This window comes from Luteibacter sp. (assembly GCF_035539195.1).
Classification (GTDB): domain Bacteria; phylum Pseudomonadota; class Gammaproteobacteria; order Xanthomonadales; family Rhodanobacteraceae; genus Luteibacter.
Genome location: NZ_DATLIW010000015.1, coordinates 53,586 through 80,454, shown reverse-complemented (window position 1 = coordinate 80,454; position 26,869 = coordinate 53,586). Strand labels below are relative to the sequence as shown.

Below are 26,869 nucleotides of genomic sequence, written 5' to 3'. Positions count from 1 at the left end.
GCGGGCTTTTTCTTTGCGCTGGCTGCCGGATTTACTGGGCAGCGGCAGCGGCGGCCTTCTTCGCGACCTTGGCAGCAGCGGCGGCGGCCACGTCTTCCTTGATGCGCGCAGCCTTACCTTCCAGACCACGGAGGTAGTACAGCTTGGCGCCGCGGACCTTGCCCTTGCGCTTGACTTCGACCGAGTCGATGGCCTGGCTGTGCGACTGGAACACGCGCTCGACACCGGTGCCGTGCGAGATCTTGCGCACGGTAAAGGCGGAGTGCAGACCGCGGCTACGCTTGGCAATGACGATGCCCTCGAACGCCTGGACGCGCTCGCGAGTACCTTCCTTGACCTTGACGTTCACGACCACGGTGTCACCAGGACCGAAATCCGGCAGCTGGCGGGTGATCTGCTCGGCTTCGAACTGTTGGAGAAGTTTGTTCATGGCACACCTGTCATCAATTTTCGTTACGGCGGTCGATATCGGCCGCACCGTTTAGCCGTGCATACTCACGGCGGAATTCATCCAGCAATACCCTCGATTCGTCATCGAGCGCACGCTGCGTTAGCAAGTCCGGCCGGCGCAGCCAGGTACGACCCAGCGACTGTTTGCGACGCCACCGGCGAATAGCCGAGTGATCGCCGGAAAGCAGCACCTCCGGCACGCCGCCCCAAACATCGTGATGCTCGGGACGGGTGTAATGCGGGCAGTCCAGCAGGCCATCCGAGAAGGAGTCCTGCTGGGCGGACTGTGCATCGTTCAACGCACCGTCCTGAAGACGACCCACCGCATCGATAACCACCGCTGCGGCAAGCTCCCCGCCAGACAGCACATAATCGCCGATTGAGAGCTCCTCGTCGACCTCGTGCTGCAGCAGGCGTTCGTCCACGCCCTCGTAACGTCCACAGATCAGGGCAATTCGCGGCATATTCGCCAGCGCTTCCACCCTACCCTGCGTCAGCCGCGCACCTTGCGGGCTGAGGTAAATCACGTGCACCGGATCCGGTGCCGCCTCACGAACCGCCGCGAGCGTAGCTCGCAAGGGGTCGATCAGCATCACCATGCCCGGCCCACCGCCAAAGGGGCGGCCATCCACGGTGCGATGCTTGTCGGGAGCGAAATCGCGGGGGTTCCAGGTTTCCACCTGTAACAACTCGCGTTGCTGCGCCCTGCCGACCACCCCGACCGCAGCCGACTGGCGGATGAAATCGGGAAACAACGAGACCACATCGATACGCATGATTTGGAATCGTCGCTCTAGAACTCGGGGTCCCAGTCCACCACGATGCGCTGGCCATCGAAATCGATGGAGTGCACGTAGGGGCCCTGGACAAACGGGATAAGTCGCTCCCTTTCGCCGTCCTTCACCACCATGACGTCGTTGGCGCCGGTGGCGAAAAGATGGTTCACCCGTCCCAGGACGACGTTCTCCGTGGTGACGACCTCGAGACCCTCGAGATCGGTCCAGTAGAACTCACCCGGTGCGGGGGGCGGCAGCACATCACGCGAAACGGTAATCTCGCAGCCGATCAATGCGGTCGCCTGGTCGCGATCCTCGATGCCCGGAAGGGTGGCCACCAGGCCTTTACCCTGCGCGCGTCCGCGGATCCCGCCGATCTCCTTCTGCACGCCCGGCGCGGTCAGCAGCCATGGCTGGTATTGGAAGATCTGAATGCGGGGTTCGGTCCAGCTTTCGAGCTTGACCTGACCCTGCACGCCGTAGAGCCCGACAATGCGTCCGAGCCGGACGCGCTTACCGAGCCCTGTCGACATCAAGCAGCCAGCTTGCCGGCTTCCTTCACGAGGGCACGCACCTTATCGGTCAGCTGTGCACCCTTCGCCACCCAGGCCTGGACCTTGGCAACGTCGAGTTCGAGACGCTTATCAGCGCCCGAAGCGACCGGATTGTAGTAGCCCACGCGCTCGATGTTACGACCGTCGCGCTTGTTGCGCTGGTCGGTCACGACGACGTGATAAAACGGACGGCCCTTGGCGCCACCGCGCGAAAGACGAATCTTAACCATATTACGAGCTCCAGAATTGCCGGGTGCCGGCAGGCGCGCGCTAGATGCGGGCGCGGTAAACCCGGCATTTTAGCGAAAGTTGTAGAAAATGGAAGGGGTTTAGCGCATCGGCGGCATACCGCCGCCCATTCCGCCCATGCCACCCATACCCTTCATCGCACCACGCATCTGGCGCATGAGGCCCTTGCTGCCGCCCTTGGACAACTTGGACATCATTTTTTCCATCTGCATGAACTGCTTGAGAAGACGATTGACGTCGGCCGGCTGGGTGCCGGAACCGCGGGCCACACGGGCCTTGCGCGAACCGTTGAGGAGATCCGGGTGCCGGCGCTCCTTCTTGGTCATCGAGCCGATGATCGCGACCATGCGCTTCAGTTCGTTGTCGTTGACCTTGGATTTGACGTTGTCCGGGAGATTGCCCATGCCCGGCAGTTTGTCCATGAGACCGGCCAGGCCGCCCATGTTGGACATCTGCTCGAGCTGGTCGCGCATGTCGTTGAGATCGAAGCGCTTGCCCTTCATGACCTTTTCGGCAAGCTTCTGCGCCTTCTCCTGGTCGACCTTGCGCTCGACCTCCTCGACCAGCGACAGGACGTCGCCCATGCCGAGGATGCGCTGGGCAAGGCGATCCGGATGGAACGGCTCGAGGGCGTCGGTCTTTTCGCCGGCACCGAGGAACTTGATCGGTCGTCCGGTCACGTAGCGCACCGACAGGGCGGCGCCGCCGCGGGCGTCGCCGTCCGTCTTGGTCAGGACGACGCCTGTGAGCGGAATCGCGTCGGAGAACGCCTTGGCCGTGTTGGCAGCGTCCTGGCCGGTCATGGAGTCGACCACGAACAGGGTTTCGATGGGATCGAGCGCGGCGTGCAGCGCCTTGATCTCGTCCATCATCGCTTCGTCGATATGCAGGCGGCCGGCGGTATCCACCAACAGCACGTCCATGACCTCGCGACGGGCGGCGGCGACGGCGGCCTTGGCGATGTCGACCGGGTTCTGCCCGGCTTCGGACGGGAAGAAGGTCACTTCGACCTGCTCGGCCAGCGTGCGCAGCTGCTGGATGGCGGCCGGACGGTAAACGTCGCAGCTGACGACCATGACCCGCTTCTTCTTCCGCTCCTTGAGGAAACGGGCGAGCTTGGCGACCGTGGTGGTCTTACCCGCGCCCTGCAGACCCGCCATCAGCACGATGGCCGGCGGCGTGGCGGCGAGGTTCAGCTCGGTATTGGCGACACCCATCACCGTGGTCAGCTCGTCGCTGACGACCTTGACCAGGGCCTGGCCCGGCGAAAGGCTCTTGAGGACTTCCTGACCGACCGCGCGGACCTTCACACGCTCGATCAGCGCCTTCACCACTGGCAAGGCGACATCGGCCTCGAGCAAGGCGATGCGGACTTCGCGCAGGGTCTCGCGGATGTTTTCTTCGGTCAGCCGGCCACGACCACGCAGGCGGTTGACGGTGTCGGAGAGGCGTTGGCTGAGCGATTCGAACATGGCGAGTCGATGAATGCTGTAAACGACCGATTATAGCCGGACTGGACCGCTGCCGTACGGCGGGCGTTGCCAACGTGTCGCATTCACGATACCGGGCCGCTATGCCACACTGCGCGTCCATGATCGTCGCCATTCTCGCGCTCGCCGCCATCGTCCTCTACCTGTCTGCCGCAGGCGTGCTTGCACGGCCATTGATGACGGGCGGCCAGCCCCTGGCGCGCGTTGGAATGACCATGGCGACGCTGGCCGCACTGGCCCATGCGGGACTTCTGCTGAGCGCTCACCGTGGCACGCTGGACCTGCATTTCTTCGCCGCGCTTTCCCTGGTCGCCTGGATCGCCTCGGCACTCACCCTGTTGGTGAATCTTTCTCGCCCCGTGGCTGGCCTGGGCATCCTGATCTTCCCCTTGTCGGCCGTCTTTCTCGGCATGGACGCCTTCATCGCGCCGCGCACCGCGCCGGAAGCCATGACCTGGCAGATCGAGCTGCATGTGACGATCGCCGTGCTCGCTTTCGGCATTCTCTCGATCGCCGCGGCGCTGGCGATCCTGCTGGCCATTCAGGAACGCGCGCTGAGGCGGAGCAAGTTCGGCCACTGGTTGCGCGCCCTGCCCCCGCTCACGCTCACCGAGGTACTGCTGTTCCGCCTCATCGCGGTGGGCTTCGTCCTGCTCACGCTGACCCTGGTGACCGGCACGCTGTTCGTCGGCAACCTGTTCAGCCAGCACCTGGTGCACAAGACGGTGCTGTCGATCGTGGCCTGGATCGTCTTCGGCGTCCTGCTCTGGGGTCGCTGGCGTTACGGTTGGCGCGGCACGCGCGCCGTCAACCTCACCTTGATCGGCATGGGCGTCTTGCTGCTGGCCTTCTTCGGTACGAAGTTGGTGCTGGAGCTGATCCTGCACCGGACCGGCTGAGCGCGGCTGCGGCGGAAACCGGCTACCTGTTGGAACCGGCTACCTGTTGGAACCGGCTACCTGTTGGACCGGCTTTGTGTGGGAGCCGCTTCAGCGGCGATGGGGATGGCGACGGGGATGGGGATGGCGGCGACCTGGCCGTCGCCGATGAATCGGCTCCCACATTTTTCAGCTCCCACATTTTTCAGCCCCCACATTTGTCGGCTTCTACATTTGTCGGCTTCCACATTGAACAGCAACCCCTGGCAGCACCTCTTAGTCGCGGCAGGCGTCGATGGCCTGCGACAGGCGCTCGACGCCGATGACTTCCATCTCGCCCACGCGCCCCTTCTTCGGCGCATTGGCCGCCGGCACGACAGCGCGACGGAAACCGTGCGTGGCCGCCTCCTTGAGACGCTCCTCGCCATTGGGCACGGGACGAATTTCGCCGGACAGACCGACCTCGCCAAAAGCGATGGACTTCTCCGGCAGCGCGCGGTCGCGCAGGCTCGAAAGCACGGCCATCAACACCGGCACGTCGGATGCCGTTTCCTGCACGCGAATGCCGCCGACCACGTTGACGAAGACATCCTGGTCGTAGGCGGCGATGCCGCCATGCCGATGCAGCACGGCCAGCAGCATGGCGAGCCGGTTCTGCTCGAGACCCAGCACCACCCGGCGCGGATTGCCCAACGACGACTGGTCGACCAGCGCCTGCACCTCCACGAGCAGCGGACGCGTGCCTTCGCGGGTGACCATGACGGCACTGCCGGGCGTCGGCCCGGCATGCGACGAAAGGAAGATGGCGGAGGGATTAGGCACTTCGCGCAGGCCCTTTTCGGACATGGCGAAGACACCAAGTTCGTTCACCGCGCCGAAGCGGTTCTTGAAGGCGCGCAGCACGCGAAAGCGGCTACCGGATTCGCCTTCGAAATACAGTACGGCATCGACCATGTGTTCGAGTACGCGCGGACCGGCGATGCCGCCTTCCTTCGTCACGTGACCGACCAGGAACACCGAGGTCCCGGTCTCCTTGGCGAAGCGTGTGAGTTTCGCCGCGGATTCGCGCACCTGGCTCACCGAGCCCGGCGCCGCGGTGAGCATCTCGGTCCAGATGGTCTGGATGGAATCGATCACCAGCACGCGCGGTCGCGCGGTCATCGCTTGCTCGAGGATGCGCTCGATGCAGGTTTCCGCCAGCGCATGCAGCGGCGCCAGGGGCAGATCGAGGCGCTGGGCGCGGCCGGCCACCTGGGCCAGCGATTCCTCGCCCGTGACATAGAGGCTGGGCAGGACGGCCCCGAGCGTGCCGAGCATCTGCAGCAGCAAGGTCGACTTGCCGATACCGGGGTCGCCACCGATCAGCACGACCGAGCCATCGACCAGACCGCCACCGAGCACGCGATCGAGTTCGCCGATTCCCGTATGCGTGCGCGCCTCCGCCGTGAGCAGGACTTCGGTGAGTGGCGTGATCTTCGGCGCACCTGCCGCAGCGCCGGCATATCCGCCGCGCTGGGAGCCGATCGATGCCACCGCCGCAGGCTTGGCCGATTCGACGACGAAGGCGGAAAGGACGTTCCATACGCCGCATTCCGCGCACTGGCCCTGCCACTTGCTGTGCTCGGCGCCGCATTCGGTACAAACGTAGGCGGTCTTGGCCTTGGCCATCGTGTCGTGATCTTCCGGAAAGTGAGGGAGCTATATAGCGCGACCGCGTCGCACGGAGCGATACGCGGAATACGACGCGACGATCAGCTTTCGTCGTCGACGAAGAGTACGCGCCGCGTCATGCCACAGGTCAGGTCGTAGGAGATCGTACCTGCCGCGGCGGCCACCGTCTCGACAGGCAGGCCTTCGCCCCAGAGCGTCACGAGGTCGCCTGCGCGGGCGTCGGGAACGCCGCGCAGATCGATCGTGATCAGGTCCATCGACACGCGACCTATCAGCGGCGCCTGGCGGCCATTGACCAGCACCGGTGTGCCACCGGCGGCACTGCGTGGATAGCCATCGCCATAGCCGATGGCGGCGACGCCAACCGCCATGTCTTCCGGGCATTCATAGGTGGCGTTGTAGCCCACCCGCTCGCCCTTCGCGAGCTGGTTGATCGCCACCAGGCGGGTCGACAGGGTCATCGCCGGCCGGAAGCCGAAATCGGCACCCGAGCGACCTTCCACCACGGAAAGGCCGTATAGGAGGCCGCCGGTACGAACCCAGTCGCCGCGCGCGTCCGGCCAACCAAGCACCGCTGCGGAGTTGGACAGTGCCCGGGGACCGGCGAGGCCGGCGGTCGCGTCCTTGAAGCGCTGGATCTGCAGTGCGGTATCGCGGCCTTCGAACTCTTCCGACGATGCGAAATGGGTCATCAACCCGATCTCGGCGTCGATCGCAGGCATGGCCAGCAGGGCCGCATGGACTTCGCGCGCACGCGCCGGCGCAAAGCCGAGCCGGTGCATCCCGGTGTCGATCTTGATCCATGCGCGCAAAGGCCCGCGCGACGGGTCGGCCCTGGCCAACCAGGGCAACTGGGCGTCGTGGTGAATCAGCGCATCCAGGCGGAGGCGCTGCATTTCGGCGATGTCCGAAGGCGTATCCGGACCGGAAAGCACGACGATACGCTGCCGGTGGCCGGCAGCGCGAAGGCGCAGGCCGTCCGCAATGGCGGCCACGGCAAAGGCTTCCGCCTCGCCATCGAGGGCCCGGGCGACGCGCTCGAGGCCATGTCCGTATGCATCGGCCTTCACCACCGCCATGACCTTCGCATCCCCCGCCAGGGTGCGGACACGGGCGAGGTTGTGGCGCAATGCGCCGAGATGGATGGTGGCGACGGTGGTACGACTCATGGGCTTGGAAGCGGACAACGCTGGCGAGGAGGACTGCCCAGTCTAGCCGCATCGAACGGGCAACCGTGTGGCACGGGGGTGGCGGTGGCGGGCCTAGCGAGAGTCCACCGCCAACACCACGTCCACCGCACGCTGTGCGAGCGGTGCCATGACGGCATAGCCCTGTGCATTCGGATGCAGGCCGTCGTCACTGAGTTCACGCTTGAACGCCCCGCGTTCGTCGACCATGAGCGGGTAGTAATCCAGCAAGGAAAGATGTTCGCGCGCCGCGTAACCACGAATCCAGGCGTTCAGGGCGAGAATGGCCGATGGCGGGCGTCGCAGCGTCTGCTGGCTGTCCACGTCGTCGGCGACGGGCAACAAGGTCGCGATCACCACGCGGATCCCATGGACCTGGGCCAGCTCGGTCATCGAGGACAGGTTGTCTTCGATCATCGCCAGCGTCGACGCGCCGGTGTTCCCGGCGATATCGTTCGTCCCGGCGAGGATCACGACAACCGCCGGCTTCAGGGCGATCACATCGGCGCGAAAGCGTACGAGCATCTGCGGCGTCGTCTGCCCGCTGATACCGCGATTGATATAGCCCTTGCCCGGGAAGAATTCGCCCACCGGCCTGCCCCAAAAATCGGTGATCGAATCACCGAAGAAGACGACACGCTTCTCGCCCGGCTTCGGCGGCGGGTACGTGGCGTTGTCTTTCGCGAAGCGGGCGAGCAAGGGCCAGTCGTTCAGGTGCTGCTCGATGTCGGCGCGCTCGTCGGGCGTCGGGTTGTCGGGCAGCAAGATCCGGGCCGGCCGAGTCGCCGAGATCGCCGAACCCGCGAAGCACATCGCCGCGAGGAACATCACCATACGCATCGTTAGAACCCCCTGGCGATCCCATTCGCCGATGAATCGGCTCCCACATCGAATCAGTCGAAGCTACCTACGTAGGAATCCGGGGCCCAGTTCTCGAACTTGGTGTAGTGGCCGAGGAAGGCCAGCTTCACGGTGTCGGTGGGACCATTTCGCTGCTTGCCGATGATGATTTCGGCGAGGCCCTTATCCGGCGACTCCTTGTTGTAGTAGTCGTCGCGGTAGATGAACATGATGACGTCGGCGTCCTGCTCGATAGCGCCGGATTCGCGAAGATCGGACATCATCGGGCGTTTGTCGGCGCGCTGCTCCAGAGAGCGGTTCAACTGCGACAGCGCGATCACCGGCACGTTGAGTTCCTTCGCCAGCGCCTTGAGGCCACGGGAGATCTCGGAGATTTCCGTCGCGCGATTTTCACTGTTGCCGGGAACCTGCATCAGCTGAAGGTAGTCGATCACAATCAGGCCGAGGCCGTGTTCGCGCTGCAGGCGACGCGAGCGCGAGCGCATTTCCACCGGCGACATGGCCGGCGTGTCGTCGATGAAGATCTTGGCGTCCGACAGCATGGTGATGGCGGAGGTGACGCGCGGCCAGTCCTCTTCAGCCAGGTCGCCGTTACGCAGGTGCTGCGCGTGAACGCGACCGAGCGAGGAAATCAAGCGGAAGGCCAGCTGCGAGGCCGACATTTCCATGGAGAACACCGCGACGGCCTTCTTGCCACGCATCGCCGCGGCTTCGGCGAGGTTGAGCGCGAAGGCGGTCTTGCCCATCGACGGACGCGCCGCGACGATGATGAGATCCGACGGCTGCAGCCCGGAGGTCAGCTCGTCCAGATCGGTGAAGCCAGTGGAAAGACCGGTGAGCTGGCCGCGCTTCTCGTAGCGTTCGGTCAGCATGCGGAAAGCTTCGCCGACCGCTTCGCGCACCGAGACGATGTCCTTCTTGCCGCGCGCGCCGGATTCCGCGATACGGAACACACGCTGCTCGGCCAGCTCCATCACTTCCTGGACGCTCTTGCCCTCGGGACGGAAACCGTCCTCGGTAATCGACGTGCCGGCGTCGATCAGCATGCGCAGCACGGACTTTTCGCGAACGATGTCGCCGTAGGCGCCGATGTTCGCGGCGCTGGGTGTCGAGTTGGCCAGCTCCATGAGGTAGCTGGCGCCGCCGACCATCTCAGCCAGGTCGTTGGCGACAAACCATTCGCCGAGCGTCACCGCGTCGCAGGGCATGCCCTTGTTGGCAAGCTCGTTGATGGCGCGCCAGATAAGGCGGTGATCCTTGCGGTAGAAATCGTCGTCGGTGAGCTTGTCGGCCACCTTGTCGAGCGAATCGGGCGAAAGCATGAGGCCGCCCAGTACCGCCTGCTCCGCCTCGATCGAATTGGGCGGAATACGCAGGGAGTCGAACGGCGTGGGCTCGCGACGACGCTTGCGCTCACCGCGCTCACCGCGCTCGGGGTTGAAGGCCATGGATTTCCTCGGGATGCTGTCGGCACTTACCCGGGTCCGGGTCGCCGTACCCGCATCATACGCGCCCTGGTCTCAGGCGTTGAGAGGATAAGTCTGTGGATAAGTTGTGGGAAACCCTTCACGACTACCTGGCAGCGGCCCCGAAGCGGTATTCGCCAACCACCCAGAACTTCCGTTCGTCCACGCCGTGGCGAGCCGCGCGATAGTCGCCGTACTGGAAATCCAGCGAGAAGCCACCGCCCAGCGTCACCGCCAGGCCGGCGTCTACTTCGTGCCCAAGCAGCGCACCGTTCGTCGCTGCCCGAAAATGCCGATAGGTCAGCTGCCAGTCGACCTTGCGCCCGAGGTTCGCGGCGCCCATCAGCCCCATATGGCGCTCATGTACGCCGGATGCCGGTACGCGGAAGGCAACCACCCAGCCATTGAACGCACGAGCCGCGCCATAGGCGACATCGAGCGCCTGCCGGCCGTTGCCACCCAGCCGTTCTTCACCCAGGCGAGCCGCCAGCGGTGCGTATCCATAGCTGGCTTCGAACAAGCTATAGCCGAGGCCGTAGCGGGAGGGGTTGTTCGCGTAGTCATGCTGGCGAGCCAGTTCACCCGCCCACCCAAGGGTTGCTCCACCGTCTCCGAACACGTGCTTTCCGGTCCAGCGGACACCGAACGTCTTGACGGAGCGGGTCGCCAGGGTGTCGTTGCGAACGAAATAGCCGTAGGCGACGAGCGTGCCGAGAGGAAGCCCTTGCTCCATATGCAGCAGGTGCGCGTCGAGCTTCCAGCGACGCTGGTCGCGATCGTGGAAGTCGGCGCCGAGCGTGCGGTTCACCCGCCCGAGCCAGTAGTAGCCGAGTTCGGCGCCCTGCCAGGCCTTCCACGCGAGGTGCAAGCCGTCGAACGACTGCAGGTTCTGTCGCCAGAGGTTGTTGCTGAAGAAGCGGCCGTTGTCCAGACGCACGTACTGCCGGCCGCCGCGAAAGGCGAAGGCTTCGCTGCGATACCCGACCCATGCGTTGCTGACGCCGGTGGAAGCCGGATCGGCTTCGGCAGGGTACGACGGACGCTGACCGGAGCCATCGTCGTACTGTCGGCCGAATAGCGAGGCGGTACCGATGCCTTCACCATAGAGACTCCAGCCATGGCCGAGGGTCCAGCGGTAGCCCAGGCGTGCGCGAAACGTGTGGGCATGCCCCCTGCGGGACGTCCCGTCCGAATGCAGGTTGCTATAGCGATAGCGGGCCTCGACCATCAGCGGATCGTCCGCCGGGATGTCCGCGGCCCACGCCGACATGCCCAGTATCGATCCGCCCGCCGCACCGACACACGAACGCCACCATCGCTTGTTCATCCCTACCACGCCAGCCCAATGCACCAGGCGCGTGACTCTAGATGCCGGATCGCTCCGCGCCAACGGCGGGCGCGCCGATTGTCACGAAAGCCGCGACAGACCGCCGTTTTCGCGCGATGAAAGGGTCGGCGCCAGCAAGTCGCCGCGCGAGGGCGTATGAGAGGTTACGCAAAAGAGCGGACGTCCAAACGAAAACGGGCGCCCCAGGGGCGCCCGCTTCGGATTCAACGATGTTCGGAGCTTACGCGCCGACCACCTTGACCTTGACCGTCTGCGTGATGTCGGCGTGGAGCACGACAACCGCGTCGTACTCGCCAACATTGCGATACGGGCCTTCGGCCTGGATCACTTCGCTCTTGTCGACCTGCAGACCCTTGGCGGTCAGCGCCTCGGCAACGTCACGCGGGGTGACCGAGCCGAACAGCTTGCCTTCCGGCGAAGCGTTGACTTCGATCGTGACCTCGGCGCCGTCGAGCTTGGCGGCACGAGCCTCGGCACCGGAGAGATGCTCCTTGGCCTTGGCTTCGTACTCGGCACGACGGGCTTCGAACGCTTCGAGGTTGGCGGCGGTCGCGCGAGCGGCCTTGCCGGTCGGAAGGAGGAAGTTACGACCGTAACCCGGCTTGACGTTGACCTTGTCGCCGAGATTACCGAGGTTCTTCACCTTCTGGAGGAGGATGAGTTCCATGGATTTTCCTTACTTTTCGTTAGCACGGAATGGGCCCCGTGCAGCCAGGACGGTTGTCCGAAATGCCTTGAACCGAGCGCCCCGACCCATGACGGGAGGGCGCGCGGCGATCAGACGTCGTGGTTGTCGGTGTACGGCAGCAGCGAGAGGAAGCGAGCGCGCTTGATCGCGGTCGCCAGCTGGCGCTGGTAGCGTGCCTTCGTGCCCGTGATGCGGCTCGGGACGATCTTGCCGTTCTCGGTGACGTACTGACGGAGGGTGTTGAGATCCTTGTAATCGATCTCTTTGACGCCTTCGGCGGTGAAACGGCAGAACTTGCGGCGGCGGAAGAATTTGGACATGGCTGTGATCCCCGATTAGTCGTCGCTGTCGCGATCGTTGTCGTTGTCGCGACCGCCGCGGCGATCGTCGCCGTCGCCGTCGTCGTCACGGCGACGCGAACCCTTCTGCTCGTCCTTTTCCTTGCTCTTGAGGATGAAGGACGGCTCGAGGTCGGCTTCGTCGCGGCGAACCACGAGGTGACGCAGGACGGCGTCGTTGAAGCGGAAGCCCGTCTCGAGTTCGTTCAGGGCGTTCTGCGAAACCTCGATGTTCAGCATCACGTAGTGAGCCTTGGCGAGGTTGGCGATCGGGTAGGCCAGCTGACGGCGGCCCCAGTCTTCGAGGCGGTGGATCTTGCCGTTGTCGCCTTCGATCAGCGCTTTGTAGCGCTCGATCATGGCGGGCACCTGTTCGCTCTGGTCCGGATGGACCAGGAACACGACTTCATAATGACGCATGGTGACTCCTTGTGGATGCACCCCTTGCGGGGATGGCAGCCTCCCGCAACGTGCGGTGAGGCAAGAAGACCCTCCTTGAGGGAGAGCCAGCCGCGCATTGTAAGGAGAAACGGGGGGTTATCGCAAGGGATGGGCTGAGTGCGACCCGGTGGGCTGATGCGACCCGGTGGGCTGAGTGCGACCCGGCGTGGGAGCCGGTGTGGGAGCCGGCTGTGCCGGCGATGGCCTTCCGGCTACACCGCTCCGTTGGCTTTTCGCCGATGAATCGGCTCCCACAAGCCGATGAATCGGCTCCTACAGGGGGACTGGGCTGCCAGGTGTGGGAGCCGGCTGTGCCGGCGATGGCCTTCCGGCTACACCGCTCCGTTGGCTTTTCGCCGATGAATCGGCTCCCACAGGGGACTGGGCCCACAAGCCGATGAATCGGCTCCTACAGGGGCTTTTTTCGCTATGCGACGGTGAAACTCTCGCCGCAGCCGCATTCGCCCGTGGCGTTGGGGTTGTGGAAAACGAAGGAGGCATTCAGGCCCTGGCGCTGGAAATCGATCAGGGTGCCGTCCACCAGGGGCAGGCTCTTGGGATCGACCACCACGCGGATGCCGTCGATATCCATGACCTGATCGTCCGCGGTGACGGCCCCGGCCAGGTCGACCACGTAGCCGAAGCCCGAGCAGCCCATGCGCTTGACCGAAAAACGCACACCCGCGGCCTCGGGGGCTTTGGCCAGGAAGGCGCGCATGCGGTCGGAGGCGGCTGGAGTGATCTGGATGCTCATGAAGACGTTTTTTTACCGTGGTATATCGGGAGAACGCTGCCGTTCACGTGGCCCTTACATTATCATGCAGAGTCGCGTCCCATGCGCCCTCTTTAATGTGCGGTGCCTTTTCCGGAGTTTCAATCGATGACGGTGGTAAGCGTCAAGCAGGCTCTCGCCGGCGGCACGACCGCGGCGGAACACGAAGTGACTGTACGCGGCTGGGTCCGCACCCTGCGTGAATCCAAGGGCGGCCTGTCCTTCGTGAACGTGAGCGACGGCTCCTGCTTCGCCCCGATCCAGGTGGTCGCCACCGCCGATCTGCCCAATTACGAGACGGACGTGAAACGCCTCTCGGCCGGCGCCGGGATCATCGCCACGGGCAAGCTCGTGCCCTCCCAGGGCAAGGGCCAGGCTTACGAGATCCAGGCCACCCGGGTCGAGGTCACGGGCTTCGTCGAAAATCCGCTGACCTACCCCATCCAGCCGAAACAACACTCCATGGAGTTCCTGCGCGAGGTCGCCCACCTGCGCCCGCGCACGAACCTGTTCGGCGCCGTGACCCGTGTCCGCCATACCATGATGATGGCGATCCACCGCCTGCTGACCGAGCAGGGCTTCTTCTGGATCAACACGCCGATCATCACCACCTCGGACGCCGAAGGCGCTGGTGACATGTTCCGCCTGTCCACCCTGGACCTCGCCAACCTCCCTCGCGACGACAAGGGCGGGATCGACTGGCGCAAGGACTTCTTCGGTCGCGAGGCCTTCCTGACCGTGTCCGGCCAGCTCAACGTCGAGGCCTATGCCCTGTCGATGAGCAAGGTCTACACCTTCGGCCCCACCTTCCGCGCCGAAAACTCGAACACGACGCGCCACCTGGCCGAGTTCTGGATGGTCGAGCCGGAAGTCGCCTTCGCCGACCTCAACGACATGGCCGACCTTGCCGAGCTCTTCCTCAAGGGCATCTTCAAGGCGGTCCTCGACGAACGCGCCGACGACATGGCTTTCTTCGCCGAGCGCATCCAGCCCGATGCGATTTCCCGGCTGGAAGCCTTCATCGCCAAACCCTTCGAGCGGATCCAGTACACCGAGGCCGTCGAGATCCTGCAGAAGTCGGGCAAGAAGTTCGAGCACCCGGTCGCCTGGGGCGTCGACCTGCAGACCGAGCACGAGCGCTACCTCGCCGAGGAACATATCGGCCGTCCCGTGGTCGTCATGAACTACCCCGAAGAGATCAAGGCGTTCTATATGCGCCTCAACGAGGACGGCAAGACCGTGGCGGCGATGGACGTCCTTGCCCCGGGCATCGGCGAAATCATCGGTGGCGCCCAGCGCGAGGAGCGCCTGGACTACCTCGACCGCCGCATGGACCAGTTCGGCCTCGATAAGGACGTCTACAACTGGTATCGCGACCTGCGCCGCTACGGCACGGTGCCGCATGCCGGGTTCGGCCTCGGCTTCGAACGCCTTCTCGTCTACGTCTGCGGCCTTGCAAACATTCGCGACGCCATCCCGTATCCCCGCGCGGCAGGGAGTGCCGAATTTTAAGAACCACGATCCTTATGCCCCCTTCCCCGATTCGCTCCCTGCTTCTCGCTGCCGCGATGCTCACGCTCGCGGCCTGCCACACGATGAAAGCCATCGTGCCGCCCAACTTCCGTCCGCCGGAAAATCCGACGAACGCGGTGGATGTCGCACGCAAGGCGCTCGACAGCGCCACGCCGTGCTGTGGCAGCTTCGCCGACCTGTCCTACCAGGACATGTTGCCCTGGCAGCCGCAGCGCTTCTCGCTGGACAAGGACACCCCGGTCGCCAACCTCAACGGCGATCGCAGCTACTTCCTGGCCTTCCGCCTGCCGACCGGCGCGCAGATGCCGTACACCGTCGCGATGAAAGCCGAACTCAATGGCCGCTGGCTGAGCTCGAGCTACCTGTTCGCGCCGACGGTCGTCCTGCTCGACGACGCCTTCCAACCGCTGCACGCCGAAGACATCCAGCTGTGCGAATACATGGGCTGGACCAACGACACGACGGGCGCCTTCGGCAAGTTCAAGGTCGAGGACGACAAGGCACGCTACCTGGTGGTCTATTCGTCGGCCAAGCAGCAGAAGGGCCAGACCTATTGGGAGCAGTCGCCCAGCAACTTCTCGGCGGAAGCGCCGGTGAAGATGGCCGCGGCGGGCAGCTTCAAGATTCCGCACGGTCCGGACGGCGTGCTGTTCGTGGGCATGCAGAACGACACCTACAAGAAGGCGATAAGCAACGCGGTCTGTGACAAGGCCCAGCCGGGCAATGGCGTGATCTCCACGATTCGCCAGGTGGTGGCCACCGATATCCTCGGCCAGGGCCAGGACCAGGGCCATGCTCAGAGCCAGGACAAGAAAGAAAAGGGCAGCTGAGCCAGCATGCAGACCGCCGTCCTCCTCTATCTGCTGTTGCTGCTCGGTGCGGTGGCCGCCTTCGTCTTCCATTTCGTCGCCCAATGGCGCTTCACCGCGCTGCTGCGCCGGCGCTATCCGGACCAATGGACGACGATCACCGAGGCCGACACCGGCCGCCCCAATGGCATGGCCAACTGGCTGCGGATGCGCCGTGTGCTGCGCTCCGACGCCCCGGCCCTGTTCAACGACGACGACCTCGACCGCTGGCAGCGCTGGTGGCGTCGTGCGCCCTGGTTCGCGTGGCCGTGCTGGTTCGCCGCGATGGCGCTACAGTGGTGGGCGATGAGACAGGCCTGACAGGCCGCCACCCAACCAGGGAGCACGCATGGATCTTCGCCTCACCGGTCGTCACGCGCTGGTCTGCGGCGCCTCCCAGGGCATCGGCCGGGCCACCGCCTTCGAACTGGCCGAACTGGGCGCCAGCGTCACCCTGCTCTCCCGCTCCGCCGACGCCCTGGTCGCGCTCGCCGCCGAGCTGCCGGCGAGCCAACCCGGACAGAAGCATCGCCATGTGGCCGTCGACATGCTCGACACCGATGCCCTGGCCGCAGCGGTCGCCGAGGTGGTGAAACTCAACGCCGTGCACGTACTGGTGAACAACAGCGGCGGACCGCCGCCCGGCCCCGCCTGGAATGCCGAGCCCGATGCGTTTCTCGTCGCCTTTCGCCAGCACCTGATCGGCGCGCAAGTCATCACGCGCGCCTGCCTGCCGGGTATGCGCGAGGCCCGTTACGGCCGCGTCGTCAACGTCATCTCCACCTCGGTGAAAGAGCCGATTCCCAACCTCGGCGTCTCCAATACGGTGCGTGCCGCCGTCGCCGGCTGGGCCAAGACACTCTCGGCCGAAGTCGCCGCGGACGGCATCACGGTGAATAACGTGCTCCCCGGTTACACGCGTACGCCACGCCTGGAGGCCTTGGTCGAGGCCAGTTGCAAGGCCGGGCGAAGCCGCGACGACGTCGAGCGGGGCCTGCTCGCCAGCGTGCCCGCGGCGCGCTTCGGCGACCCGGCGGAAGTGGCTGCGGTGATCGCCTTCCTCGCCAGTCCCGCCGCCGGCTACGTCAACGGGGTGAGCATCACCGTCGACGGTGGTCGCACGCGCAGTTTCAACTGAGGCGGGCGATGCTGATTCTCGCCAACCTCATCGACGGCCGATCGCGCGCACCGCGCGGCGGCCGCTACCTCGACAGTGTGGATCCCGCCGTCGGCCGGCCGTTTGCCCAGTGCCCCGATTCGGACGCCGGCGATGTCGCCGACGCGGTCGCCGCCGCGGCTCGCGCGGCGCCCGGTTGGGCACAGACGGCAGCCGAGGCACGCGGGCGCTGCCTGCACCGTCTGGCCGACCTGATCGAAGCTCGCCTGGAAACGTTCGCCGAGGCGGAATCGCAGGACAGCGGCAAGCCGCTTGCCCTCGCCCGCTCGCTGGACATTCCCCGCGCCGTCGCCAACCTGCGCTTCTTCGCGGCGGCCGCCAGCCAGTGGAGCAGCGAGTCGCACGCGATGGAACACGGTGCGATCAACTACACGCTGCGCCTGCCGCTAGGCGTCGTCGGCTGTATCAGTCCGTGGAACCTGCCGCTGTATCTTTTCACCTGGAAGATCGCACCCGCGCTGGCCGCCGGCAATACGGTGGTGGCCAAGCCTTCCGAGGTCACGCCCTACACGGCATGGCTGCTCGGAACCCTCGTCGGCGAGGCGGGTTTTCCCCCGGGCGTGCTCAATATCGTCCATGGCACCGGCCCCGCCGTCGGCGAGGCCATCGTCACGCACGATGCGGTGAAGGCGATTTCATTTACCGGCAGCACGCGTACGGGTGTCGCCATAGCGAGTGCCGCCGCACCACGGCTGAAAAAAGTGTCGCTCGAACTCGGCGGAAAGAATCCGGCGATCGTGTTCGACGACTTCGACTTCTCCGAGGCATCGCTGACCACGATCGTGCGCTCGGGTTTTGCCAACCAGGGCGAGATCTGCCTCTGCGGTTCGCGCCTGCTCGTGCAGCGTGGCATCTACGATCGCTTTCGCGACGCCTATGTCGAGCGCGTGCGTGCCCTGAAGGTCGGCGACCCGCAGGACGCGTCGAACCAGTTGGGTGCGCTCGTCTCGCAGGCGCATTTCGACAAGGTCACCGGCTGTATCGCGCGCGCCGTCGACGAGGGTGGCACGTTGCTGACCGGTGGCGGACGCGTCGTCGTCGGAGGGCGTTGCGCCGAGGGCTGGTTCGTCCAGCCGACGGTGATCGAAGGACTCCCACCCGAGGCGACGACGAATCAGGAAGAGATCTTCGGACCGGTCGTCAGCCTGATTCCCTTCGATAGCGAAGCGGATGCCCTGGCCATCGCCAACGGCACGCCCTATGGGCTCGCCGCTTCGGTATGGACGCGCGATGTATCGCGCGCGCACCGGTTCTCGGCAAAACTGGACTTCGGCATCGTCTGGATCAACTGCTGGATGCTGCGTGACCTGCGAACTCCGTTCGGCGGCACGAAGCAGTCGGGGGTCGGTCGCGAAGGCGGATACGAAGCCATGCGTTTCTTCACCGAGGCCAGGAATGTCTGCATCGATCATGGGCAATGACGTCATCCGCGCCGACGGCGCACCGGCGCCGGTCGGCGCTTATCCGCACGCACGACGCGTGGGCGACCTGTTATTCCTTTCCGGCGTGGGTCCGCGCGTGCCGTCCACGAATGCCGTGCCCGGCAATGTCCTCGATGCGGACGGCAGGCTGCTTGCCTACGACATCGAGGCGCAGTGCCGGCAGGTGTTCGCCAACGTTCGCGCGGTGCTGGAGGCCAGCGGCGCACGCTTCGAGGATCTGGTCGACGTGACCGTGTACCTGACCGACATGGCTGGCGACTTCGCCACGTACAACCGGCTTTACGCGGAGGCGTTCGCGGGGGTCGATGCGTGCCGGACGACACTGGGAATTACCGCCCTGCCGACCCCGATCGCGATCGAGCTGAAGTGCGTGGCACACCTGGGTCGTCGATCTACGGCGTGAGGGCCCGGGCGCCTTCGAGGCAAACGCGCAGCATGTCGCCGATCAGCACCTGCACCTGCGCGGCCTTCTTCGGCAGGTATTCGAACGAATCCTCGTCCATGTAGTTGAGCTGCGCCAGCTCGAGCTGGATCGCGTCGACACCGTCGCCCGGGCGGCCGTAGTGGCGGGTGATATAGCCACCCTTGAAGCGGCCGTTCACGGCAAACGAATAGTCTTCCTGGCGCTCGAGCACGGCGGCGACGCGCGCCTGCAGTCCGGGCGAGCAACTGGCGCCATCGGCCGTACCCAGGTTGAGGTCCGGGAGGCGACCGTCGAAGAGCATCGGTACCTCGCTCCGGATGGAATGGCCTTCCCACAGCACCACATGGCCGAACTCGGCCTTGAGGCGAGCCAGCTCGCCGGCCAGGGCCTGGTGATACGGCTTCCACCAACGTTCGACGCGGTCGGCAATCTCCGCAGCGTCCGGCTCGGCGCCCGGACGATAGATCTCCCGGCCGTCGAACAGCACGGTCGGAACGAGGCCGGTCTCATTCTTGCCGGGATAGAGCAGGTGGCCATCGGCCGGGCGGTTCAGGTCGACCACGTAGCGGGAGGCAAACGGCTTGATCACGCTCGCACCCATCTCGCGGGCGAAATCGTAGAGTTCGGCCACGTGCCAGTCGGTATCCACCGAACCTCGCGCCCGACGCTTCATGCGGGCGGCCATGTCATCGGGAATAGCGCTGCCGTTGTGCGGCAGGCTGACCAGGAGCGGCGCGGTGCCGCGATGAAGGGTGTAAGGAATCATGGGCAGAGTGTAGCGCTCAACCGGGCACCCGATCGCCCATCAGGACCATCTCTTCGGCCGATGTCGGATGGACAGCCAGGGTATCGTCGAAGTCGGACTTGCAGGCCCCCATCTTGATCGCCACGGCGAAGCCCTGGAGGATCTCGTCGACGCCCGGCCCCAGCATCTGCATACCGACGATCCGCGACTCCTCGCCCACGCAGATCAGCTTGAACCGCGTGGTGATGGGCCGCCGGGCCAGGGCCAGCTGCATTGGCACGAAGGATTGCTTGTACAGGTGCACATCGGCGCCGTAGGCCTCGCGGGCCTGCTGCTCCGACATGCCGATCGTGCCCAGCGGGGGGTGCGAGAAGACCACGCTGGGGATGTTCTCGTAATCCAGCTTCGCGTTCGGCTTGCCGCCGAACAGCCGGTCGACCAGCTTGCGCGCCGCCGCCACGGCCACCGGGGTCAGCGCCATCCGTTCGGTCACGTCGCCGACGGCATAGACCCCTTCGACGTTCGTGTTCTGCCAATCGTCGATCCGCAGGTGGCCGTCGGTCCCGGTGGTGGCCAGGCCGATCGCCCCGATGTCGAGTGCCGCCGTATTCGCCTCGCGGCCAATGGCCACGATGAGCGCATCGAAGGGGCCCGGATGATCCCCGCGATCGCAGTCGAGCAGGATGGCCCCGTCGGTCTGGTGCGCCGCGACGATCTGGCATTCGTAATGGACGTGGATGCCATGCTGCTCCATTTCGTCACCGAGGCCGTATGCCATCTCCTCGTCGAAGCCTCCCATCAGGCGTCCGCGCACATACATGTGGACGTCGCAGCCGAGCGCGCGCAACACGCCGGCAAGCTCGACGGCGATATATCCGCCGCCGATGATGGCGGCGCGCCTCGGGCACGCGCGTAGGTCGAAGAAACCGTCCGAATCCATGGCGCACTCGAAGCCCGGCTTGTCGAGGTGCTTCGCCCTGGAACCCGTGGCAACGACGATGTGCGGTGCCGTGAGCTCGCGATCGCCGGCACGCACGCGCGCCTTGCCAATGAAGCGTCCGGTTTCCCGCACGACCGTGACATGGGCAAGATCGAGCGCCTGCTGGTACTTGCCGTGGATACGCTCGATGTATTCCTCGCGCCGCTCGATGAAGCGCGGCCAGTCGAGGCTGCCCGGCGTGTCGTGGAAGCCGTAGTCCATGGCGATGTACTGCGCTTCGGCCATCTGCGCTGCGTACCACATGGCCTTCTTCGGCACGCAACCGACATTGACACAGGTACCGCCCAGTTCACCCGGCTCGACGAGCGCGACCTTCACCCCAAGCTTGCCGGCACGAATCGCGGCGGCGAGGCCACCCGAGCCACCGCCGATCACGATGAGGTCGAAGGCTTCCACGGTCATGCGTCACTCCAGCAAGGTCAATGCGCCACCGTAGCAAACGCGCCCGTCCTTGTGCTGTGTTTTTACAGACCGAAACGTGCCGGCGAATACGGCGTCGGATCCAGCATCGGCGCCGGGCCGGACAGTAGATTCGCCACCAGTTCGCCGGTTGCCGCCGACATGCTGATTCCCAGCATGCCGTGCGCCGTGGCGTAGGTCAGGTTCGACCATCGCGTGCTCGGCCCGATGATCGGCAATTCGTCCACGCTCATGGGACGCCAGCCCCACCAGGGCACCGCCTCACCGCGCCCCTCCGGTTCATGCAGGTAGGTCGCGGCGCCACGCCGGAGGGCTTCCAGGCGTACCGGGTTGAGCCCCTCCGAGAAACCTGAGAATTCCATGGTGCTGCCAAGGCGATAGCCGGACGCCCACGGCGTCACGCAGACAGCCGCTTCGCGCAGTACCAGCGAATGCGTCGGCACACGTTCGGGTGGTTGGTCCCAGGTCAGCGAATAGCCCTTGCCCGGCTGCATCGGCAGGCGGATATCCAGCAGCTTGCCAAGCAAGGGCGACCAGGCGCCAAGCGCCATCACCACGCGGTCTCCGCTGAACACCCCGCCCGTGGTGCGAACATGCGAGATGCGCTCGCCGTCGAGCACGAACTCGTCCACGCGCGCACCGGTCTCGATGGCGCCACCCAGCTCGCGGACGCGTCTCGCCAGCTCGGCCACATAGCGATCGGGTCGCAGGCGGGCGTCGCCCGGATGAAGCAGGCCACCGATCACGCCTTCGCGCAGGGCAGGTTCCAGTGCGAGCACGTCGTCGCCGACCAGGACACGCACGTCCATGCCCAACCGCCGCAGGAGCTCCACGTGCGGACGGTCGTCCTGCATGACCCGACCGTCGCGGTAGACGTAAAGCTCGCCGACCTCCTCGAATTCGCACGCGAGCCCCTCGTCGGCGATGAGCTCGCCGAGCAGGGCCCGCGACCGGTTGAGGATCGCGCCGCGCGCTTCTCCGGCGTATTTGTAGTCGCGCCAGGTGCAGTGACGGGCGAAGTCGAGCAGCCAGCGCGCGCGGGCCGGATCCGGTCGCGGGTTCACGTAGAGCGGCGCGTCGCGGCTTAGCATCGAGCGCAGCGCCGTGCCGACCATGCCAGGCATGGTCAGCGGCCCCGCGTGGCTGGGCGTGATCGTGCCGCAGTTGCCGTGCGAGGCCCCGTTTCCGGGCAGGCCCTGTTCGAGCACACGCACGCTCGCGCCAGCCTTGAGCAGGTACAACGCGCACGCCAGGCCGATCACTCCCCCGCCCATGATCAGAACGTCGCTTCGGGATCTATCCATCGGCAAAGTTTAGCGGGCGCCCAGGGCGCTGCGGCCTGTCCGTCACATGAATTCGTGCGCTTTGCGAGGTATTCCACGCAACCCATTGATTTGATAACCTCGACGCGCCGCTCCTACAGGGGGAAACGCCCGATGTCCGTCACTGCTTCATTTTTTCCTCCACGCCCGATCCGCTTGCTCGCCCCCGTCGCGCTCGCACTGGCCATGAGCCTGCTCGTGGCCTGCAGCGGCGCCCCGCCGAGGCGCTCCTCGTCCTCGCAACAGCGAAACCCGGCCGCCGCCGTCCCCCTGGCCAAGAACCTCTCGTGGTCGAACCGCGCCGCCGACGCGCCGCCCGCCGATGCGGCGAACGACGTCCTTTTCCGTGCCATCGGCCTGGTCGGCACGCCCTACCGCTGGGGCGGAAACACGCCGCAGGGCGGCTTCGACTGCAGCGGCCTGATCAACTACATCTATCTGACCTCGACCGGCGTCCGCCTGCCGCGGACCTCCGGCGAAATGGCCGCCCTGGACAAACCCAAGGTCGACGAGTCGCAACTGGCCAGCGGCGACCTGGTCTTCTTCGGCCGCGGGCATGTGACCCACGTAGGCGTCTATGTCGGCAAGGGCCGCTTCGTGCACGCGCCGAATTCCGGCGGTACCGTTCGCCTGGACGACCTCGACGGCGCGTACTGGAAGGAGAACTTCGTCTACGGTCGCCGCGTCCTAAACTGAACGAATGGCAACGCGTGCCGTGTCTTCACATCATTTAAATTGCACACGATTTAATTGCGTGCTTAACTATCTCTCGTGGCCCGGCACCGCCGACGCCCTCCCCCATCACGAACGCCAAGGACATTGATCATGAGCAACCTCTCGAACCTCAAAGAAGTCCTCTACACCGCGCACGCCAAGGTCGCCGGTGGCCGCGAAGGGCACGTCGAAAGCGACGACGGCCTGATCAAGCTCGACCTCCGCCTGCCGAAGGAAATGGGCGGTAACGGTGGCGGCAGCAACCCGGAACAACTCTTCGCCGCCGGCTACGCCGCCTGCTTCGAGGGCGCGGTGCGCTTCGTCGCCGGCCAGCAGAAGGTCAAGGTGGACGGCGCCTCCGTAGCCAGCTCGGTCGGCATCGGCCCGCGCAACGACTCCGGCTTCGGCATCAAGGTGAAGCTCGAAGTGAGCCTGCCGGGTGTCGACGAGGCCCAGGCACTGGACATCGTCAAGACGGCTCACGAGAAGGTCTGCCCGTATTCGCACGCCACCCGCGGCAATGTGGATGTCGATATCTCGGTGAACGGCAAGACGCTCGCCTGAGCGATCGTCCGACCCTGACCTCCCGGCGCCCCGGCACCGGGAGGTCAGGGCATTGCGGCGACGTCCGAAAGGGTTAGCATGGCGTAAATTCGGCAATCGCAGCGAATTGTCGTTGGGTGGCCTTCCCATTCCCGGGCCGCGGCCACATCATGCGCCATGACGCCCGCCGGCCCAGCAAGGACCCGGGTTTTTCGAGTCGACGACGTACGGGGACCATCGCTCGGGAGCGAACAGCATGCAAGGAGCGGAAAGCGAGCGTGCATCATGGGGGCAAGTCATGGCCGTGGCCGCCGCGTATGCGGCGTGCTATGAGGTCACCCGCTATTTCTCGTATTCGCACTGGATCCTGACGGCCGGGCTTCGCCTGGCTTGCCTGCTTCTCGTTCCGTACCGGTTCTGGCCCGCCCTGATCCTTGGCGAGTCGCTGCCGGTCATGCAGAACGCGCTTCTGCACGAAGCGGATTTCGGATGGGCATGGACGTCCGTTTCGGCCATTCCGTTCATTCCGCTTTGCATGCCCTTCGTCAAAGCCATCCGTTCGCGGATGCCGCTCTTCGACGCCAATGGGCAGATAAACGCAAACACGCTCCTGTTCGCCACGCTCGTTTGCGCCGTGGTCACAGCGCTGCGCACCGACCTGGCGGTATTCGCCGCGTTGATCGTCGCCCCCGACGGTTGGGACGCCTGGCGCGCCGAAGGCCTGATCGATCTGCTGGCGTACGTGCTCGGCGCCTACCTGGGAGCCCTCAGTCTCGCGCCGATGCTCCTGGCCGTACGGGAGTGGTTCCGCGAAAGCCTCTCCTGGAAGCGCTTCTTCGGCAGCACACTCACCCGCGACGTCGCCATGGGCGCCGTGCCCCTGTTGATCGCCTTCGCGGTGACCGCGTCGGCGTCGTCCGGCATCGGCGTGGATGTACTTCGCCTGGCCATGGCGGTGCCGGTCATCGCACTCACGGCGCGGCATGGCTGGACCGGTACGGCGGTCGGCGGAATGCTCAGCAGCATCGCCCTCGCCACGACATCCGAAACCCTCCTCGATCCGGCGATGATCCGTGTGCAGGTCATCCTCGCGCTGGTTATTTCCAGCAGCCTCATCGTCGGCATCAAGCGCTCGAGCGCAGCCGTGCACAGCCGCGTTTCACAGCATCCCTAAGCGACGCGACCCATCGACAGGATAGATCGCGTCGCCTCGATGGTCGGACACTCAGCCGACGCTGCACTCACGCGGATTGGTGCACTTCACCATGTCCGCCCGGGGGGCGCTGCCCGAACGTACTGCCGTCTGCACGGTCGCATTGACGCTCTGGGCGGTGCGAGTAACGGACGGCGAGGCATCGGCGGCGAAGGCGGACGCAGCGGCGAAAGACACGACGAGGAACGAAACAAGGCGCGGCATGCTTTTCATGAGAGTGTCCTTTAATTGAGGAATGTGCCCGCAGTGGCCTGCGTGCCTCTCGATGATCGCACCCGCTAGACGGCAGGAAGGGCCGATTCGGCCTGGATCGGGTCCCTTTGCCGAATACGTTCACTGCCGACACGCAGGCAAGAAAAAAGGCACCCGAAGGTGCCTTTCTTTTCACATATCGCTGACGAAAACGGATCAGTGAGCGGCGTCGCCGTTCGGGTGCGCGTGGCCGTGCTCGATCTCTTCCGGCGTGGCTTCGCGGACGTTCTGGACGTCGACGTTGAACGTGAGCGTCTTGCCAGCCATCGGGTGGTTGAGGTCGACATCGACGACGCTGGAGCCGATCTTCTGCACGACGACGACACGGTTGCCGCCTTCCTTGAGCGAGAGGACGGTGGAAGCACCCACCTTCAGGCCCTTGCCCTGTTGCGGGAAGTACTTCTTCGGCACACGCTGGGTCAGACCGTCCTGGCGTGGGCCGTAGCCCTGTTCCGGCTCGATCGTGACGTCGAAGGTGTCACCGACCGACTTGCCCTCGAGACCGGCTTCCAGGCCCGGGATCAGCTGGCCGTGACCGAGCAGGATCCAGAGCGGCTCACCACCCTCCACCGAGCTCTCGACCTTCTCGCCGTTGACGGTGAGCGTGTAGTGGAACGAGATGACCTTGTCCTTGCCAGCCTGCATGTTCGTTTTCTACCGGATGAAAACCGGGCATTTTACCGGCCGGCGGGCCCCGCGTCACGCCGCATCGCGCTTCTTCCCGAATCCCACGCCGCGTGCCTCCGGCCCGAGCCAGGTCAGCAGGGCCAGCAGCAGAGCGACCGCCCCGATCCAGGTGGACATGGCGAAGGCGAAGTCGCCGCCGCGCTGGCTCGCGATCCAGGTCTGTGCCGTGGCGGTAATCGCCGCCAGCAGGTTGCCCATCTGATAGGCGAAGCCGGGCAAGGTGCCGCGGACCGCATCCGGCGACAGTTCGTTGAGGTGGGTCGGCACCACACCCCAGGCGCCCTGCACCATCACCTGGATGAGGAACGCACCCAGGCCCAGGAACAGCAGGGAACCACCGTACGTCCAGAGGGGAATCACGGGGATCGCCAGCAGGGCGGCGATCATGATGGCCTTGCGCCGGCCGATCCGCTCGGAAAGCGAGCCGAAGGTCAGGCCACCGAACAAGGCGCCCAGGTTGAGCAGCGCCGTGAGCATGAAGGCCGTGCCCGAGCCAGCCGGGATCTTCAGCGTTTCCTGCACGAAGGTCGGGTACATGTCCTGCGAGCCGTGGCTGAACATGTTGAAGGCGGCCATGAGCAGCATCATGTAGACGAAGCGCTTCCAGTTCCCGCGCATGGAGACGAAGACACTTTCCCGGGCTTCGTTCCGGCGGCCTTCCCACACCGGCGATTCGGGCACCTTGCGGCGGATGTAGAGCACCAGCAGGGCCGGTGCGGCGCCTACGATGAACAGGCCACGCCAGCCGATGTGGTCGACCAGCAACCAGTTGGCCAACGCGGCGAGGAAGAAGCCGCAGGGGTAACCACTCTGCAGCAGCCCCGAGACGAAGCCACGCGACTTGGCAGGGATGGACTCCATCGCCAGCGACGCGCCGATGCCCCATTCGCCGCCCATGGCGATGCCGAAGAGGAAGCGAAGGCCGAGCAGGATGCCGAGGGTCGGGGCGAAGGCACAGGCTATCTCGAGCACCGAAAACAGCACGATGTCGAACATGAGTACGGGGCGTCGGCCGTAGCGATCGGCCAGCCGCCCGAAGACGAGCGCACCGATCGGCCTCGCCGCCAGGGTCAGGAACAGGCCGTACGTGACCTCCTGCTTGGAAACGTGGAACTCCGCCGCGACGGCGAGGATGACGAAGGTCAGCAGGAAATAATCGAAGGCGTCGAGGGTCCAGCCAAGGAAGCTGGCGATGACGGTATGCCGCTGAGTCGAATCGAGTTCGCGCAGCGCGGCGGGAAGCGGCATCAGATATTCCTCAACGCAGATTCGGGCGGCGCCGAAGTTAACACAGCGAGGGAAATCCGAACGACCGCTTGACGACGGGACGACGTGTCGTGGTTACACTGGGACGCGTCACTGTACGACCGACGCCATTCC

At 65.3% G+C, this 26,869-nt stretch carries 30 protein-coding genes; 10 read left to right on the top strand and 20 right to left on the bottom strand.

The features are described from left to right. Positions 1-31: 31 nt before the first annotated feature. The 5 genes from rplS to ffh form a co-directional block, all read right to left on the bottom strand. Positions 32-430 carry a 50S ribosomal protein L19 gene (gene rplS, locus VM621_RS04370; RefSeq protein ID WP_159893177.1) on the bottom strand — a complete coding sequence of 133 codons (399 nt, stop codon included), beginning with the start codon at positions 428-430 and terminating at the stop codon, positions 32-34. Between the two features lie 13 nt (positions 431-443). Then, entirely contained in the window at positions 444-1,226 is a 783-nt protein-coding gene (gene trmD, locus VM621_RS04365) for a tRNA (guanosine(37)-N1)-methyltransferase TrmD (RefSeq protein ID WP_325467768.1), read from the bottom strand. Between the two features lie 17 nt (positions 1,227-1,243). Continuing rightward, positions 1,244-1,759 (bottom strand): ribosome maturation factor RimM, encoded by a 516-nt coding sequence (gene rimM / locus VM621_RS04360; protein ID WP_325467767.1) that lies wholly within the window; start codon positions 1,757-1,759, stop codon positions 1,244-1,246. Then, complete coding sequence (rpsP, locus tag VM621_RS04355; protein WP_063573145.1) at positions 1,759-2,010, bottom strand: 30S ribosomal protein S16; 252 nt, start codon at positions 2,008-2,010, stop codon at positions 1,759-1,761. Before rpsP ends, rimM begins: the two co-directional genes overlap by 1 nt. Positions 2,011-2,109: 99 nt before the next feature. Then, positions 2,110-3,501, bottom strand: coding sequence for a signal recognition particle protein (gene ffh, locus VM621_RS04350; RefSeq protein WP_325467766.1), 1,392 nt, complete (start codon positions 3,499-3,501; stop codon positions 2,110-2,112). Positions 3,502-3,620: 119 nt separating this feature from the next. Here ffh and VM621_RS04345 point away from each other — a divergent pair, with 119 nt between their 5' ends. Then, positions 3,621-4,418 (top strand): cytochrome C assembly family protein, encoded by a 798-nt coding sequence (locus tag VM621_RS04345; RefSeq protein WP_325467910.1) that lies wholly within the window; start codon positions 3,621-3,623, stop codon positions 4,416-4,418. Between the two features lie 255 nt (positions 4,419-4,673). Here the strand turns inward: VM621_RS04345 and radA are convergent, their stop codons facing one another. The 9 genes from radA to VM621_RS04300 all read right to left on the bottom strand — a co-directional run bounded on the left by radA (position 4,674) and on the right by VM621_RS04300 (position 13,151). Continuing rightward, complete coding sequence (gene radA / locus VM621_RS04340; RefSeq protein ID WP_325467765.1) at positions 4,674-6,065, bottom strand: DNA repair protein RadA; 1,392 nt, start codon at positions 6,063-6,065, stop codon at positions 4,674-4,676. 83 nt (positions 6,066-6,148) lie between these two features. Beyond that, complete coding sequence (alr, locus tag VM621_RS04335; protein ID WP_325467764.1) at positions 6,149-7,237, bottom strand: alanine racemase; 1,089 nt, start codon at positions 7,235-7,237, stop codon at positions 6,149-6,151. Positions 7,238-7,330: 93 nt separating this feature from the next. Further along, positions 7,331-8,095 carry an SGNH/GDSL hydrolase family protein gene (locus tag VM621_RS04330; RefSeq protein WP_325467763.1) on the bottom strand — a complete coding sequence of 255 codons (765 nt, stop codon included), beginning with the start codon at positions 8,093-8,095 and terminating at the stop codon, positions 7,331-7,333. A 53-nt stretch (positions 8,096-8,148) separates the two neighbouring features. Continuing rightward, a complete protein-coding gene (locus VM621_RS04325; RefSeq protein ID WP_325467762.1) occupies positions 8,149-9,564 on the bottom strand; it encodes a replicative DNA helicase in 1,416 nt (471 codons plus the stop codon). 124 nt (positions 9,565-9,688) lie between these two features. Further along, positions 9,689-10,852, bottom strand: coding sequence for a hypothetical protein (locus VM621_RS04320; RefSeq protein WP_325467761.1), 1,164 nt, complete (start codon positions 10,850-10,852; stop codon positions 9,689-9,691). A 298-nt stretch (positions 10,853-11,150) separates the two neighbouring features. After that, positions 11,151-11,597, bottom strand: a complete 447-nt coding sequence (gene rplI / locus VM621_RS04315) for a 50S ribosomal protein L9 (RefSeq protein WP_325467760.1) — start codon at positions 11,595-11,597, stop codon at positions 11,151-11,153. 110 nt (positions 11,598-11,707) lie between these two features. Then, the gene (gene rpsR, locus VM621_RS04310) at positions 11,708-11,938 is read right to left on the bottom strand and encodes a 30S ribosomal protein S18 (RefSeq protein WP_029214018.1); all 231 of its coding nucleotides are present in this window, start codon (positions 11,936-11,938) and stop codon (positions 11,708-11,710) included. Positions 11,939-11,953: 15 nt separating this feature from the next. Beyond that, the gene (rpsF, locus tag VM621_RS04305; RefSeq protein WP_325467759.1) at positions 11,954-12,376 is read right to left on the bottom strand and encodes a 30S ribosomal protein S6; all 423 of its coding nucleotides are present in this window, start codon (positions 12,374-12,376) and stop codon (positions 11,954-11,956) included. 448 nt (positions 12,377-12,824) lie between these two features. Further along, positions 12,825-13,151: an iron-sulfur cluster assembly accessory protein gene (locus VM621_RS04300; RefSeq protein ID WP_325467758.1), complete on the bottom strand. Its 327-nt coding sequence runs from the start codon at positions 13,149-13,151 to the stop codon at positions 12,825-12,827. A gap of 126 nt (positions 13,152-13,277) precedes the next feature. On the opposite strand from VM621_RS04300, the gene asnS reads away from it, so the two are divergent. Genes asnS through VM621_RS04270 form a run of 6 tightly spaced genes read left to right on the top strand, consistent with a single transcriptional unit; the run spans position 13,278 to position 18,572 of the window. Then, positions 13,278-14,681 (top strand): asparagine--tRNA ligase, encoded by a 1,404-nt coding sequence (gene asnS, locus VM621_RS04295; protein WP_325467757.1) that lies wholly within the window; start codon positions 13,278-13,280, stop codon positions 14,679-14,681. A gap of 14 nt (positions 14,682-14,695) precedes the next feature. After that, positions 14,696-15,532, top strand: coding sequence for a MalM family protein (locus tag VM621_RS04290; protein ID WP_325467756.1), 837 nt, complete (start codon positions 14,696-14,698; stop codon positions 15,530-15,532). A gap of 6 nt (positions 15,533-15,538) precedes the next feature. After that, on the top strand, positions 15,539-15,871 hold the full coding sequence (locus VM621_RS04285; protein WP_325467755.1) for a hypothetical protein: 333 nt from the start codon (positions 15,539-15,541) through the stop codon (positions 15,869-15,871). Between the two features lie 28 nt (positions 15,872-15,899). Next, positions 15,900-16,688 carry an SDR family oxidoreductase gene (locus tag VM621_RS04280; RefSeq protein WP_325467754.1) on the top strand — a complete coding sequence of 263 codons (789 nt, stop codon included), beginning with the start codon at positions 15,900-15,902 and terminating at the stop codon, positions 16,686-16,688. Between the two features lie 8 nt (positions 16,689-16,696). After that, positions 16,697-18,148, top strand: coding sequence for an aldehyde dehydrogenase (locus VM621_RS04275; RefSeq protein WP_325467753.1), 1,452 nt, complete (start codon positions 16,697-16,699; stop codon positions 18,146-18,148). Continuing rightward, positions 18,138-18,572 (top strand): RidA family protein, encoded by a 435-nt coding sequence (locus VM621_RS04270; RefSeq protein ID WP_325467909.1) that lies wholly within the window; start codon positions 18,138-18,140, stop codon positions 18,570-18,572. The genes VM621_RS04275 and VM621_RS04270 overlap by 11 nt, the downstream gene beginning before the upstream one ends. Here the strand turns inward: VM621_RS04270 and hutG are convergent. The 3 genes from hutG to VM621_RS04255 form a co-directional block, all read right to left on the bottom strand. After that, on the bottom strand, positions 18,562-19,359 hold the full coding sequence (gene hutG / locus VM621_RS04265) for an N-formylglutamate deformylase (RefSeq protein WP_325467752.1): 798 nt from the start codon (positions 19,357-19,359) through the stop codon (positions 18,562-18,564). The two genes, VM621_RS04270 and hutG, sit on opposite strands and share 11 nt — an antisense overlap. Positions 19,360-19,375: 16 nt before the next feature. Next, the gene (gorA, locus tag VM621_RS04260) at positions 19,376-20,740 is read right to left on the bottom strand and encodes a glutathione-disulfide reductase (RefSeq protein ID WP_325467751.1); all 1,365 of its coding nucleotides are present in this window, start codon (positions 20,738-20,740) and stop codon (positions 19,376-19,378) included. 62 nt (positions 20,741-20,802) lie between these two features. Next, positions 20,803-22,062, bottom strand: a complete 1,260-nt coding sequence (locus VM621_RS04255) for an NAD(P)/FAD-dependent oxidoreductase (RefSeq protein WP_325467750.1) — start codon at positions 22,060-22,062, stop codon at positions 20,803-20,805. A 132-nt stretch (positions 22,063-22,194) separates the two neighbouring features. Between VM621_RS04255 and VM621_RS04250 the strand changes: the two genes are divergently transcribed. From VM621_RS04250 to VM621_RS04240, 3 genes are all read left to right on the top strand, one after another. Beyond that, entirely contained in the window at positions 22,195-22,776 is a 582-nt protein-coding gene (locus VM621_RS04250) for a C40 family peptidase (RefSeq protein WP_414674484.1), read from the top strand. Between the two features lie 129 nt (positions 22,777-22,905). Beyond that, complete coding sequence (locus tag VM621_RS04245; RefSeq protein WP_325467749.1) at positions 22,906-23,358, top strand: organic hydroperoxide resistance protein; 453 nt, start codon at positions 22,906-22,908, stop codon at positions 23,356-23,358. Positions 23,359-23,635: 277 nt separating this feature from the next. Then, positions 23,636-24,511 carry an MASE1 domain-containing protein gene (locus VM621_RS04240; protein ID WP_325467748.1) on the top strand — a complete coding sequence of 292 codons (876 nt, stop codon included), beginning with the start codon at positions 23,636-23,638 and terminating at the stop codon, positions 24,509-24,511. Between the two features lie 51 nt (positions 24,512-24,562). Here the strand turns inward: VM621_RS04240 and VM621_RS04235 are convergent, their stop codons facing one another. The 3 genes from VM621_RS04235 to VM621_RS04225 all read right to left on the bottom strand — a co-directional run bounded on the left by VM621_RS04235 (position 24,563) and on the right by VM621_RS04225 (position 26,737). Beyond that, complete coding sequence (locus VM621_RS04235; RefSeq protein ID WP_325467747.1) at positions 24,563-24,763, bottom strand: hypothetical protein; 201 nt, start codon at positions 24,761-24,763, stop codon at positions 24,563-24,565. Positions 24,764-24,958: 195 nt separating this feature from the next. Next, the gene (locus VM621_RS04230) at positions 24,959-25,447 is read right to left on the bottom strand and encodes a peptidylprolyl isomerase (RefSeq protein WP_325467746.1); all 489 of its coding nucleotides are present in this window, start codon (positions 25,445-25,447) and stop codon (positions 24,959-24,961) included. 54 nt (positions 25,448-25,501) lie between these two features. Next, the gene (locus tag VM621_RS04225; RefSeq protein ID WP_325467745.1) at positions 25,502-26,737 is read right to left on the bottom strand and encodes an MFS transporter; all 1,236 of its coding nucleotides are present in this window, start codon (positions 26,735-26,737) and stop codon (positions 25,502-25,504) included. Positions 26,738-26,869 lie beyond the last annotated feature (132 nt).